At 45.5% G+C, this 13,815-nt stretch carries 14 protein-coding genes; 2 read left to right on the top strand and 12 right to left on the bottom strand.

What is annotated here, in order from left to right:
• Nucleotides 1–32 precede the first annotated feature (32 nt).
• Nucleotides 33–2,078, top strand: a complete 2,046-nt coding sequence (locus BEL04_RS03235) for a M13 family metallopeptidase (protein ID WP_066000139.1) — start codon at nt 33–35, stop codon at nt 2,076–2,078.
• A gap of 129 nt (nt 2,079–2,207) precedes the next feature.
• On the opposite strand, the gene BEL04_RS03230 is transcribed toward BEL04_RS03235, so the two are convergent.
• The 12 genes from BEL04_RS03230 to BEL04_RS03175 all read right to left on the bottom strand — a co-directional run bounded on the left by BEL04_RS03230 (nt 2,208) and on the right by BEL04_RS03175 (nt 12,811).
• Nucleotides 2,208–2,888: a lipid-binding SYLF domain-containing protein gene (locus tag BEL04_RS03230; RefSeq protein ID WP_066000136.1), complete on the bottom strand. Its 681-nt coding sequence runs from the start codon at nt 2,886–2,888 to the stop codon at nt 2,208–2,210.
• 90 nt (nt 2,889–2,978) lie between these two features.
• A complete protein-coding gene (locus BEL04_RS03225; protein ID WP_066000133.1) occupies nt 2,979–3,362 on the bottom strand; it encodes an SRPBCC domain-containing protein in 384 nt (127 codons plus the stop codon).
• Nucleotides 3,363–3,394: 32 nt separating this feature from the next.
• Nucleotides 3,395–4,186, bottom strand: a complete 792-nt coding sequence (locus BEL04_RS03220) for a DUF4249 domain-containing protein (protein ID WP_066000130.1) — start codon at nt 4,184–4,186, stop codon at nt 3,395–3,397.
• Between the two features lie 14 nt (nt 4,187–4,200).
• Entirely contained in the window at nt 4,201–6,585 is a 2,385-nt protein-coding gene (locus BEL04_RS03215; protein ID WP_083227742.1) for a TonB-dependent receptor, read from the bottom strand.
• Between the two features lie 86 nt (nt 6,586–6,671).
• The gene (locus BEL04_RS03210; protein ID WP_066000128.1) at nt 6,672–7,007 is read right to left on the bottom strand and encodes a SelT/SelW/SelH family protein; all 336 of its coding nucleotides are present in this window, start codon (nt 7,005–7,007) and stop codon (nt 6,672–6,674) included.
• Between the two features lie 19 nt (nt 7,008–7,026).
• On the bottom strand, nt 7,027–7,500 hold the full coding sequence (locus BEL04_RS03205; protein WP_066000125.1) for a molybdenum cofactor biosynthesis protein MoaE: 474 nt from the start codon (nt 7,498–7,500) through the stop codon (nt 7,027–7,029).
• Complete coding sequence (locus BEL04_RS03200) at nt 7,460–7,693, bottom strand: MoaD/ThiS family protein (RefSeq protein WP_066000123.1); 234 nt, start codon at nt 7,691–7,693, stop codon at nt 7,460–7,462. The genes BEL04_RS03205 and BEL04_RS03200 overlap by 41 nt, the downstream gene beginning before the upstream one ends.
• 9 nt (nt 7,694–7,702) lie before the next feature.
• The gene (locus BEL04_RS03195; RefSeq protein WP_083227741.1) at nt 7,703–8,656 is read right to left on the bottom strand and encodes a GTP 3',8-cyclase MoaA; all 954 of its coding nucleotides are present in this window, start codon (nt 8,654–8,656) and stop codon (nt 7,703–7,705) included.
• A 90-nt stretch (nt 8,657–8,746) separates the two neighbouring features.
• Nucleotides 8,747–9,931, bottom strand: a complete 1,185-nt coding sequence (locus BEL04_RS03190) for a molybdopterin molybdotransferase MoeA (RefSeq protein ID WP_066000120.1) — start codon at nt 9,929–9,931, stop codon at nt 8,747–8,749.
• Nucleotide 9,932: 1 nt separating this feature from the next.
• Complete coding sequence (gene moaCB, locus BEL04_RS03185; RefSeq protein ID WP_066000117.1) at nt 9,933–10,883, bottom strand: bifunctional molybdenum cofactor biosynthesis protein MoaC/MoaB; 951 nt, start codon at nt 10,881–10,883, stop codon at nt 9,933–9,935.
• 2 nt (nt 10,884–10,885) lie between these two features.
• Nucleotides 10,886–11,722, bottom strand: a complete 837-nt coding sequence (locus tag BEL04_RS03180) for an MOSC domain-containing protein (protein ID WP_066000112.1) — start codon at nt 11,720–11,722, stop codon at nt 10,886–10,888.
• Nucleotides 11,723–11,755: 33 nt separating this feature from the next.
• Complete coding sequence (locus BEL04_RS03175) at nt 11,756–12,811, bottom strand: HesA/MoeB/ThiF family protein (protein WP_066000103.1); 1,056 nt, start codon at nt 12,809–12,811, stop codon at nt 11,756–11,758.
• 91 nt (nt 12,812–12,902) lie between these two features.
• Here BEL04_RS03175 and cobA point away from each other — a divergent pair, with 91 nt between their 5' ends.
• Nucleotides 12,903–13,634 carry a uroporphyrinogen-III C-methyltransferase gene (gene cobA, locus BEL04_RS03170; protein ID WP_066003405.1) on the top strand — a complete coding sequence of 244 codons (732 nt, stop codon included), beginning with the start codon at nt 12,903–12,905 and terminating at the stop codon, nt 13,632–13,634.
• The last annotated feature ends 181 nt before the right edge of the window (nt 13,635–13,815 follow it).

Below are 13,815 nucleotides of genomic sequence, written 5' to 3'. Positions count from 1 at the left end.
TAATTATGTTTGACAGATAGTCAACTGATTTCATGAAACATTTAAACATTAAACTGCTTACTGCGGGTATATTGTCGCTTGCAATATATGGCTCTGCCACCGCTCAGACACACCCGGCAAACGACCCGGTTTTTCAAAACCTCGATAAATCCGTTAGTCCGGGCGCCGATTTCTTTAAATATGCCAACGGCGGCTGGATAAGTAAAAACCCTATTCCTCCCGCTTACTCAAGCTGGGGTATCGGTAACGTTGTGGGCGAAGATATCCGCACCCGTCTGCAAAAGATCAACGAAGACGCCATGAAGGCCAATGCGCCAAAAGGCAGCAGCACACAAAAAATAGGCGATTTTTATTACAGCGGCCTGGATTCGGCCGGGATAGAAAAGTTAGGCATTAATGCCCTGAAACCGCAATTAGATCAGATTGCCGCTATTACGGATGTGAACAGCCTGCTGAACGTCACCGCCACGCTAAGCACCATCGGCACACGCACCTTTATTGGTGCCGGTGTTGGCCAGGATGATAAGAACAGCTCAAAAATGATGCTGCAACTTAATCAGACCGGCCTGGGTTTACCTAACCGCGACTATTATTTTAAGACGGATGCGCGTACGGTAAAAATACGTAATGAATACCAGGCCAATTACCTGCCTAATATGCTTAAGCTTTCGGGCCTGAGCGATGAGCAGGCAAAGGCCGATGCCAAAAGCGTTTATGCCATAGAAAAATCGCTTGCCGATAGCAGCCGTAAACTGGAGGACCTGCGCGACCCGTATCGCAACTATAATAAAATGACGGTTGCCCAGTTCAATAAACTCACTCCTAATATCGACTGGAACAAGGTTTTTGCTAAAATGGGCATGCCTTATGTGGATAGCGTGATCATCGGCCAGCCCGAATATTACAAAGCGGTAAGCAAGGGGTTAAGCACTTTCCCTGTCAACGATTGGAAGGCTTACCTGCGCTGGAAGCTGATCTCATCGTACGCGCCATATCTGAACAACGCAATAGGTGCTGAAAGTTTTCATTTTACCGGGACCATTCTGCGCGGGCAGAAACAACAGCTGCCCCGTTGGAAACGCGTGTTAGATACCGAGAACGGCATTATGGGCGAACTGCTCGGGCAATTGTTCGTAAAAGAGTATTTCCCCGAAAAGGCCAAAGCACGATATGTGGCACTGGTTGAAGCTATCCGCGACTCGTATAAAGAGCATATCGAAAAACTCGATTGGATGAGCCCCGAAACCAAGCAAAAGGCCCTGTTAAAATTAAGCACCATCCATCCCAAAGTTGGTTATCCCGATAAATGGAAGGATTTCTCTAATTTACAGATCGATCGTACATCGTACGCGGCTAACGTAATGAATGCGAGGCACTGGCAATATCTCAATAATATCAATAAACTGGGTAAGCCTGTCGATCATACCGAGTGGAATATGACGCCGCAGACCTATAATGCCAACTACAGCCCGTCGAACAACGAAATAACCTTACCTGCCGCGCAATTCATCGTTCCGGGCATTAAGGACGAAGATATGGACGACGCCGTGGTTTACGGTTATGCTGCCGCATCTACTATAGGCCACGAAATCACCCATGGTTTTGACGACGAAGGACGGCAGTATGATGAGAAGGGAAACCTGAAAGGCTGGTGGACCGCTGAAGATTCGGTTAAGTTTACCAAACGCGCCCAAATGCTTGTCAATCAGTTTAACAGCTATAAGATACTCGATAGCCTGCATGTTAACGGCCAGGCCAGCTTAGGCGAAAACATTGCCGACCTTGGCGGTATTGTTCTGGGCTTGGATGCCTTTAAAAAGACACAACAGTATAAAGAAGGCAAAACTATCAATGGCTTAACGCCGATGCAGCGTTTCTTTTTAGGCTATGCCCTGGGCTGGTTGGGCCACGAACGCGATGAGGCACTGGCACAGCAGTTATCGACAGATGTGCATGCCCCCGGCTTTTTACGGGTTAACGCACCTTTCTCCGATGTACCCGAATTTTATCAAACCTTCGGCGTTAAAAAAGGCGATGCCATGTGGATCGATCCGGATAAGCGGGTGAAGATCTGGTAAGGTTTAGTCTTGAGCTCTGAGTCTTGAGCCCAGAATCTTTTATTATGTAAAGGGCCTATAATGCAAACATTATAGGCCCTTTACATTTAAACTCTTTTTGACTCGAGACTCAGAGCTCAGGACTCCGGGCTAATACAACCCTTCCAAAGTAGCCTTCAGTTCCTTAACAGAAGCTGTCGGGTTTTTAGACTGGGCGAATATGGTTGCCGATGCCGAATCCTTACCGTAGAATTCGGTGTTTGATTTAGCATCAACCGAAAGCGATGCGCCGTTTAAACTGATACCGGCAAACAAACCGCGACTGCGCGAATAGCTGTAAACTTCGGCCTGGAACTTATAATCTGTACTGGCTGTCGAGCTGCGCCCAACAGGGCCGGCCGCTACAGAAATATCCCCGCCTAAGGTAAAGCTCCCCCTGCCAATATTGGTTAACGTTTCGCTGTGTTTAATTACCAGTACCAGGTCGACAGACTGTACGCCGGCCTGCAAACCAAAACTACCACCTGTTAAAGTAACAAATACCGGGTCGCTCCATTTGCCGTCAGCACCTTTCGCCAGTGCTACGCCCTTGCCGCGTTTGCCGCCTACAACAAGGCCGGCGTTAATCATTTTCGGTATGATGATAATACCATGCGTATCTTGGAGCAACTGGTGCGGAATACTTTCCTTCATCTTCCCGAACTCGGCCAGTACTTCTTTGGAATCATTTATCTTGGTTTCAAGCTTTTGCTGTGCCATTGCCGGTAGGTTCAACAGGCAAATGCCAAGCAACATAGCTGCGGTTAGTTTCAAAAAATTAAGCGTTTTCATAAGCAGGTTTTTTTAGATTTTAATGAAAAAGCATTTCTGCTGTCATTCAATCTTAACAAAAACCGGGCCTTAGTGTTTACCTCTTACTGATTAAAAGGCGTCGAAAAAATCAATGATCGAACCAAAATAAGCATTGTCCCAACCTTCAGAAATATCATTAAAATCCTCATCAGGTATATTGGTATGACGCAGCTCGGCCGAGGTGCCGTCTTTATGCGGGTGCAGGATAATCGTTACGACAGATGCTTCAGACTGATCGCCAAAGTACCATTCCTGCACAATTTTTTTGCTATCGATAAACTCCAGGTTTTTACCTGCTATGCTCCCTTCCCACATCGAAAACTCCGAACCGGGTTCGGTACTCATTACGGCTTCCTCACCCGTCCACAACTGTATACTTAACGGGTTGGTAATGGCATTATACACGTCTTCGGGCGGGGCGCCAACTATGTAATATTTTTTTAAACTCTTCATCTTTAAGGCAAATATAAAGCTTAATTACCAGGTTAAGGTATTACAATACTTTTACGTTGCACGGTATGGGCACTAAAGTAGCCTAATGCCCCACCAAGAATATTTGATGGCGGGTTTGATGGTGTTGCCGAATTTTGAGGCGTGTTGCCTCCCTGGCTGCTTAAGCTGTTCCAGTAATTATACATATTGCCATCAATACACTCCATATCAACATCCACTTTATCGCCTTTCTTCAGATCGATATCGTGCTGGTAAAGCGTAGTAGATACCGACCGGCCATCGCTTAACTGATCGTTCTCGACAAATATCTGTTTTACCTGCACACTATTTACATACATCACAAAACGATATTGGTTAGCGATATTTGCCGGATCCTGGTAATTAACCACAACATTGATAACGCTTTTACTGCCAAACGTTTGACTGATCAGGGTAAGCGAATCCAGGTTGGTGGGGAACTGCATGGTCGACCCGCCATAATACGTTTTACCTTCGGCTTTAACGGTTAATACATAGAATATTAAAGCCCTTCCCTTAAAGTTATTGATGGTGTATGTTCCGGGCTGTGTTTCGGTAAATCTATAGGTGGTATTGGTATTATCATTCAAAGTAACTGTCGCACCGGTTACCGCCGGGTAAACATTGGCATTTCCGTAGGGCACCGATTTTGACAGTGTTACTGTCTGTGTGCCCTGATGATCGGTAAGATTACCCTCAATAACCAGCTGCGCTGCCGAACTACCCACATCCACGCTAATTACTTTCTGGCACGACAGTAGTACAATAGCCAACAAATAAAACATTAATAATACTCTGATATTCATTTGGTTATAAAATGTTATTTAAACTTAAAATTCCAGGTCACTGCTGGTATGATACCAAACAAACTGGTTTCTACGGCTTCGGTGTGCGATGGCTTGCCCGCGCTATCCTGAAATACCACACTATAAGGATTCATACGGTCGAAAGCATTATAAATGCTAAAGTTCCAACTCGAATGATAACGTTTATGTTGCTTCCCCTCTAACGTTACGCCCAGGTCAAGCCTGCTATCGGCCGGCAGCCTGTTGGCATTTCGTTGGTTATAGTAATAAGTAGTTAAGCCACCTATCTGATATTTACCTGCCGGATACGTTACAGCGTTGCCCGTACCGTAAACAAATACCGCCGATATCGTCACTCGTTTACTGAGGTTATAGACCCCCACGAGCGAAACATCGTGCGTACGGTCCTGCCGGGCCGGGAAATAATTACCGTTATTAATGCCATCTATTTTACGTTCGGTCCGGGAAAGTGTATAGCCTATCCATCCGTTAAACTTCCCATATTTCTTTTTCAGGAAAAACTCGGCGCCGTATGCCCGACCAACCCCGTAAAGTAATTGCGATTCTACGGTTTCGTTAGCAACCAGGTCGGCGTCGTTACGATAATCTACCTCGTTTTTTAGCCATTTATAGTAAACTTCGGTCGAAAACTCAAACTGATCATCTTTAAAATTACGATAGTAACCAAGCGATACCTGATCGGCTACGCCGGGTTTGATATTGTTACTACTCATTACATACAAATCGGTAGGCAGGCTCGATGTTGAGTTTGATAGTAAATGAATATTTTGTGAGTTATGATTATATGATGCCTTTACAGAACTTTGCGGGTTAATCACATAATTAGCTGAGATGCGTGGCTCGAGATTAAAATAAGTTTGTATGCTCTGTCCTGAACTATATGTCGACACATTGGTCAGCACGCCGTCGGCATTATAAGTATTGAAAGTGCCGGGGCCTACAAGGTTAAAAAAGTTTGCCCGAAGCCCGTAAACTATAGTCAGGCTATTTAGCGGCTGCCACGAATCGGATATATAAGCATTGGCTTCGTAAGCATGGCGGGTCTGGATTGTTTTTGAATTATAACTTGAAGTTTGCGTGGTTGAGATATTGCCGGGCATAATAGTATGATGCACCACGCCCGCTCCAAAACTTAGTGTATTATTGTTATTTAAAAAGTACTCATAATCCTGCTTAAGATTAAAATCCTCAATTTTCGATTGTACATTGATATTGCTTGTAGCCGAAAAATTATTGATCACATAATTGTAGTTGCTGTAGATAAAGGAAGTGTTTGAAAACAGTTTGTTGTTCAATATATGGTTCCACCTGAGGGTAGCCGTAGTATTGCCCCAGTTAGTAGCAAAATTATCTTTCAGCCCGATTGCATCTTTACCGAAATATCCCGAAAGATAAATAATGTTTTTATCGTCCAACTGGTAATTGGCCTTAAGATTCAGATCGTAAAAGTATAAACTGCTGCCCTTCAGTGTCGAATCGCCGGATAGCTTTAAAAAAACATCAGCATAGGTCCGCCTGGCGCTAAGCATAAACGAACCTTTGTTTTTAATAATCGGGCCTTCAAACTTTATCCGCGATGATATCAGGCCAATTCCTCCTTCAGCGCCATAGTCTTTATTGTTTCCGTCATCCATCCGCACGTCCAGAACCGATGATAAGCGCCCGCCGTATTGAGCCGGCATACCACCTTTGTACAGGCTGATATCTTTTACCGCATCGGAGTTAAAAGTAGAAAAGAAACCAAACAGGTGCGATGGGTTATAAACCGTAGCACCATCAAGCAGGATGAGATTTTCGTCCGATCCGCCACCGCGTACATAAAAGCCGGTATTGGCATCTCCGGTAGTTTTTACGCCAGGCAGCAACTCAATAGTACGGATGATATCCTTCTCGCCCATAAATACCGGCACATCCTTAATATCATTGGTATTTAGTTTATTTACGCCGATCTGCGGGTTCAACACGTTATCGCTCCGGCTGCTTTTATCGCTAACCACAATTTCGTTAAGTGCATGCCCCGATACCAGTTCTATGTTTATACGGGTATCTTTATGAAGGCTGATCTTCAACGAATCGGTTTTATAGCCGATATAGCTTACCAGTAAAATATGCTCGCCTTGGGTAATGGTGAGGGAGTAAAATCCAAAACTGTTGGTAATTGCGCCTTTTGATGCGGTATTTTCAATGCGGGCAGTTGCGCCGATAAGAACCTCGCCGGTTGCAGCATCTTTGATCGTGCCGCTGAGGGTATATTGTGATTGCGCAAATAAAAAGTGTGTTTGCAATAAAAACAGTAATAACACGCCCAATAGTTTCGCTATTGATAGAATGTTTACAAACTGCAGATATGTAATACGTTTAGGTAAAAGTGCAATCATTAAGCGCAAATAAAATGCTCCGGTTTTATAGCGTTTAAATATGCAGTTTATTTTACTAAGCGGTGCTTTTATTTTGCATGGTGCTACTAATCTTTTTTATCTGAATGGCCCAGGCTTTTACCCGGGTTAACCACATCGCGCACCAGTTGCTTTAGTTCTTTGATCTCAGGAAAACGCCCGGCCCGCTTGCGATCAAATATTTCCAAGTCATTTATCCTAATGGTATAGCGCCCGTTTATTTCGCTTGGCTGTAACAGCACAGCTTTGATATCGTCGGTAAACGTGGTCAGTAATTCCTGCGCCATGTACGACGCCCGGAGCATCCAGCCGCATTTCGGGCAATATTCTATGGTGATGAAGGGTTTGCCCCCTAACCCCCTAAAGGAGGAACGTCGATTCTTATTTTGAGAATTATCTTCCATAGCTAAAAAGTTCCCCCTTTTAGAGGGCCGGGGGGCAACAACTGCAATTACCGCCCCATTTTTTGCTGCCATCGGTAAAATACTCGCATTTCCATATGGTTGCTTCGTGTTTTATGCGATGGATAATGTACTGATTAGCCTCGTACGCTTCGTGGCGGTGTGCCGATGAAGTGATCACGATCACGGCGGTTTCGCCGATAGCTACTTTTCCGGTTCGGTGTTGGGCGACAGCTATTTTAAGCGGCCATTTGGCGTGAGCGTCGTTAATGATCTCTGCAATCATTTTTTCGGCCATTGCCTCATGTGCTTCATACTCCAGGTAGTCGACATCCTGCCCCTGGTTATGATTTCGCACTTCACCGCTAAACAACACCACTGCACCCGCTTCCGGGTGATGCGCCTGGGCTAAAAGAGCTACCACATCAAGCGGCGTTGCCGATAATGCCGGTATTTCAGCCTCCGCTGCTTGGAGGGAATATGCAGATCGTATCATTTGGTTTGATAGCGTAATCAAGGTCAACAAATTCGTTATGTACGGCGAAGCGGCTGATCTGTAAGATCCCCTCGGCCCCGGTATTTTGATTTGATAAATAGGCTTTCAACGAGGCGATATCTTTGATATCCCTGCTCAGCTCAAACTCTTTATCAAAATGGTCTTTTAAAACCGCGAAAACCTGTATCTTCATTTTATATTCTTATCCGCCAATGTGCATCATGCTCATCTCGCTGCCCGTAAAATGTAGTTCCTGCTTTTGCGACATGGCCTGTTGCAGTTTCTCTCCCAACTCCTGTTCATCTTCGGCTCCGCTTAGTGCGATAGCATGGTTATTACTCAAACAACCATAAATATTGCCTTCGGCATCCAGCCTCAGACGGTTGCAATCCTGGCAAAACGGTTCGGTATCATTAGCTATGATCCCAAAAACACCTCCTTCAGTCGTTTGCCAGTAATTAGCTGTAGATGAGGATTTCCTGTGTTGCTTACTAAAGTTGTATTCAGAGGCAATAACATTCAGTATCTCATCCTGCGAAAACAGGTATTCCTGCCCGTGGCCAAACAAATGGCCCATGGTCATTACTTCTAAAAAGCGTATCGCGATGCCCCGTTCAAAAGCATATTCCAGCAATGGTAAAACCTGGTCATCATTTTTACCTTTCATCATCACCGCGTTTATCTTTACATCCAACCCACAGGCCAAAGCTGTTTCAATGCCTTTTAACGTACGATCGAGCTGCCTGCGCCTGGTCATCCTGAAAAAGGATTCTTCATCCATTGCATCCAACGATACATTGACATACCGCAAACCTGCTGTTTTTAAGGCAGGTGCCATCCTATCCAGCAAAAACGCATTGGTAGTGAGCTTAATATCCGGTATGCCTAAAGCTTTAACACCTTTAATAGCCTGGGGTAGTTCGCGGTACAGCAGCGGCTCGCCGCCGGTAAACCTGATCGTTTGCAGATTGAGCTGCGCATGCAACCTGGCAATATGGTTCAGAAAAAACGAAGCAGATGGCTGCGGCTTCCGGTCGATTAACACCTCTTCTTCGGTGCCCATGGTACAATAAACACAGCCCAGGTTGCAGGTGCTCAGCAAGCTAACCCGTAAAGTTTTAAAACTACGGCCAAATTTATCGTTCAAAAGCATCATTTAAATTCAAATATACGATTGTAATACCAAACGCGTGCCATTAGTACCTTGTTTTGTTGAGTTGTGGGGTGAATAATTACATGGTATTGACTACAGCAAATAGCAGGTTACGACGCTCCCGTTGTTCAACTCTGCAACTTCAACCGGGTGGTGAGCCAAAGCATCGGCATGTAAACCAAGCCGGATATCGCCCGAACTGTTGATGGTGATGGCTTGCACCGAAGCCGGTTTGCCTGATATAGTTACCGGAAAGAATTCGTCGAGATTTGCGGTGTGGGTACGAGTGCCTTTAAAGGGTAATGTTAGTATTTTAGAGATGCCCGCTCCTAAACAAGCAACCAGATAGGTTTCGATAAACAGTTTAAACGTTACCATACACGATACCGGGTTACCCGGCAAAGCGAAAACCATGCCACCGTTAGGCATTTGCCCGCACCAGATGGGCTTGCCTGGTTTAATAGCTACTTTATGGAAGAGTTTTTTTACGCTAAGGTTTTCCAGCACCTCGGGCAGATAATCGGCATCCCCGGCAGATACGCCGCCGCAGGTAACGATGATATCGCACGATAGAGCTTCCGCCAAAGCGGTTTTCAATTGCATTTTATCATCAATAACGTGTTTGCAGATAGTTGGTCTGATGAGCCATTTTTTGAGCAGACTTTTAAGTAGGTATTGGTTGCTGTTACGGATCTGAGTGTCCGACACCAACATGCCTACTTCCACAAGTTCATTACCAGTCGTGAATAAAGCCACCTTAGGCAGGCTATGCACCTTAACACAGCTTTTCCCCAACGCCGCCAATATGCTAATGGCAGCGAACGAGCATTTAGTACCCTTAGGCAATATCAGCTCACCGTTTTGCATATCTTCTCCCTGCCGGGATATGCTTTGGTATAGCTTGATGTTTTTGAGGTCGAAATTCACAACATCGCCTGTTTGCTCAGCGTCTTCGCGCCTGATAACAGCATTGGCAGACGATGGCACTGGAGCACCTGTCATGATCTTATAACATGTGCCGGGTTTCAAATCTTCTTGACCCAATTCTCCTGCATAGATCACCTGCTGCACCTGGAATTCCCTGATACCGGCCTCCCAATCTGCAATATTGACCGCATAACCATCCATCGCGGCGCGGTTAAAAGGCGGGTAATCGCGGTCAGCGTAAATGTCTTCGGCCAAAATCCGGCCTTCCACATCGGCCAAAGCAATTTCCTCCTCGCCAAATGAACGCGATAAATTTCTGATGAGTTGTTGAGCTTCGGTAAACTTCAGCATATCAATGTCCCTCGCCCAGCATCATTTTCCGGGCATGAAAAACGGCCGGTAGTATTGCTTCCATTGATTCGCGCGCGCCGCCGGCACTTCCGGGTAAAGTAACAATCAGGGTCTGCGCTATCGAACCAGCTACTCCCCGGCTCATCATAGCTAAAGGTGTGCGCATTTGTCCGTAACCGCGCATAGCTTCGGTTATACCATCGGCGTGGCGTTCCAGTAGCTCTTCAACGGCTTCAACGGTATTATCGCGCGGCCCGAAGCCGGTTCCGCCTGTGGTAAATATAAAGTTGATATCTTCGGCAACCCAGGCTCGTATTTGCTGCTGTATCTGTTCCTTATCGTCAGGTAAAACCTGGTAATGCAACACGTTGCTGTTTACCTGTTTTAACATCTCGCAGATGATCCTGCCGCTTTTGTCTTCGCGCTCTCCGGCCGCTGTCGAATCCGAACAAACCAAAACCGCACAGCTCAAAGGTTCGGCGAAAAAACGCTCACGGTCACTCTTGCCGCCGCGTTTTTGTAATAATTTGATATGACCGATCTCCAGCTCTTTATCTACCGGTTTCAGCATATCGTATATCTCCAAAGCGGCAACTGATACGGCTGTCAATATTTCCATCTCAATACCCGTGCGCCCTATCGATTTGGCATCGCCTGTTATCACAATGCCCTGTTTACCAAAAACCGCTTCGTTAAATAATCCGGCATGCTTTTCCCTGTCCAGAAATTCAAAGCTCATATCCATCCCATCGATCTGCACCGGGTGGCAATGCGGCAATAACTGCGGGGTAAGCTTTGCGCCGATAAACCCGGCTGCGCGTGCCACATCAAATAGATTGCCTTTGGGCAATTGATCGTTTTTAATCAGGTCGACAGTTTGTTGTGTACAAAATATAATGCCAACAGCTTTGGCGGTACGCAGGGTAATTTGTTTGTGGGTGATATCGCGCATACTTATATGGATGCCAGTTTTAACGAATTTGGCATTTCTTTAATTTCTAAAACGGTTATTTCATCGCCAACACTAATTATTCCATCTCCCTGGTGAACAAAGTTCTGTCCAAAATACACATCATTATTCCGTCGGCGGTAGGTTAACAGGGTTTTTGTGGGTTCTTTGCTTTTCGCGATGGTGTCCTGATCGATAGTTGGTATCGGGCAACGGGCGCAAAGTTTAACGCCGTAAAAGCCAATGCCGTTAATGATGATATGGCCCATCGTATCCTCATCAAAAGGTTCGCCACCGGTAAAAACCAGGTTGGGCCTGAAACGGTTAACCGGTATTTTATCCGCTAAACGGTTGTTCAGATCATCCAGCGAAGATTGCCCCACCATCATGAACGGGTACGCATCAGAAAAAGAGGTGATCTTGTCTGCAGCGTATTTAGGGTTTACCCCGCGATGGCTGTCATCGGGCATATGCACCAGCCTGCAATTGATTTTTAACTTACGGCTAAACCATTGGTCGGTAGTTTCGCTTACATATTGTCCGGTAACGATATCGTCCCAAATTACAAACCTGCCTGTTTGATCTGTTTGTGGCTTAAAGGGCACCAATATTTCATCACCAGGATAATGGGCATGTTTAACCAGTAAACCGGTATCCGCAATACTAACTTTCAAAAGGGCCATTTCGGCGTATTCGCGCTGGCTCAGGAAACGGTTATTGTCGTCAACCAGCATCCATCGCCTGTCGTACTTAAAGCCCCTGTCGGTAACTTCGGCAGAGCTTAGTTCGATACCGCCAAGTGATTTGACGGGGTAAATAAATAACTGACTAACGCGTAACATGCTTTAAAGGTACAAGCTAAAATGATAAAAACCTTATTTCAGGGCAAGATATGCGTTTAGGCCCCCTCTCAGGCTAATGGCATTTATAAAACCGCTTTCGCGTAGAAACTGTGCCGCCGACCGGCTGCGCAGGCCCTGCAGGCAATACAGTATCAGTTTATCGGATTTTGCATACGCTGAGAAATCGTATCGCTTAAACTTAGCCATAGCAATTTGCTCGCCGCCAATATTAAACTCATCATGCTCCCAATCTTCACGTACATCTATTAACCGGTAGCTGTCCGGATCTAAAATTAAAAACTCGTCTACTGAAAGGTCTGTAGCCTCATTTCCGGCGGTAAACCGTTTTATGCTTATCTCCCTGCTTTTGGCGTTTTCACGATAAGCAATCGTGCGAATCCCGGCAGATAAAGCATCGTAACTCACTAATTTATTGATCAGTATATCGCTACTGCCGACAATGATTTTAACCACTTCGTTAGCCATCATGATACCGATAATACCGGTAACCACATTGTAAGCCCCAACATCGGCACAGGATGGCACAACTGTTTCGGCCTCCGGCTCGGGGAAAAGACAGCGCAATGTGGCCGATTGCCGGTAGTTAAAAACGGTAACATGTCCTTCAGTTTGATATATTGCCCCGTAAACCAGTGGCTTATCCAGGTATACACAGGCATCGTTAATGAGATAACGCACAGCAAAATTATCGGTACCGTCAACTATAATATCATATTCTTTAAGCAAATCCAACACATTATCCCGGGCAACCAGTAAACTATGTTCGTTGATCGTCAACAGGGGATTATGTTGCAACAGCCTTTGTTTAGCGATACTAATCTTTGATTTGCCCACATCATCGACGGTATAAAGCTGTTGGCGGTGGAGATTAGAAACCGATACCACATCGAAATCGGCAATACCAATGGTGCCAATGCCGCAACCTGCCAGGGTTAAAAGGCAGGGACAGCCTAACCCGCCTGCGCCAACGATCAGTACCCTTGCCTGAGTAAGTTTCTGCTGGCCATCCTGACCGATAAAACCCAATTTACTATGACTTTGGTAGTATTTATATGATAAATCCGTCATGTTGCGATCAAATACTGCACAAACCTATGTAAAAACGCAGGTTTATTGTGAATTAGTTTTTAAGTTAGCACGAATAATTGATATACCCACTATGAGTGATGCCATTATCCCCGAATTATATGTAATAGGCGCCGGCCCCGGCGACCCTGAACTGATCACCGTAAAAGGATATAAAACGCTGCAGCGTGCCAACGTTGTTTTGTACGATAACCTGGCCAACAAGGAACTTTTAGATATTACCCGCTACGATTGCGAGAAAATATATGTGGGCAAACAGCCTTACGGCGAATACACCCCACAGGAAGAAATACTGGAACTGATCAGAGAAAAGGCTTTAACCAAAGGGCTTGTTGTGCGGCTCAAAGGTGGCGATCCTTTTATTTTCGGCCGTGGTTATGAGGAAATACTGTTTGCCCGCGATCATGGCATCCGGACGTACTTTGTTCCGGGTATTACCAGCATGCAGGCCAGTGGCTTTTTAGATATACCTCTTACCCACCGCGCTGTAAGCGAAAGCGTTTGGATGGTTACCGGCACCAAAAAAGATGGCCGCCTTTCGGCCGACATTAACCTGGCCATGCAAAGCAATGCCACTGTGGTGATTTATATGGGCATGAAAAAGCTTGACGAAATTGCTCAAACTTATGTTGATGCCGGCAACGGGCACATGCCGGCGGCAATTATTCAGCATGCCTCGCTGCCCCATCAAAAATCGGTGCGTGGAGCGATCAGGGATCTGCCTAAACTGGCCACAGAAGCTCACCTGACTCACCCATCGATCATCATTATCGGCTGGGTAGCCGACGAGACATTGAGCTATTAAAAATCGGTTAAAGAAACAATTCGCAACATTAAATAAACTATTTTTCAAAAAACGAAACCTTTGGTCTCCGTCGTCGTATAACCCGGAAAAGCTGTTTTGTATATAAACAGCTATTACTTAACCAATTATCACGAACCATGAGACTCGAGGAATCAATTACCGGATTTGACACTTTGATGAG

The sequence above is a fragment of the Mucilaginibacter sp. PPCGB 2223 genome, assembly GCF_001705515.1.
Classification (GTDB): domain Bacteria; phylum Bacteroidota; class Bacteroidia; order Sphingobacteriales; family Sphingobacteriaceae; genus Mucilaginibacter.
The sequence above is the reverse complement of the archived record's forward strand: the minus strand, read 5'-3'. Positions and strand labels throughout refer to the sequence as shown.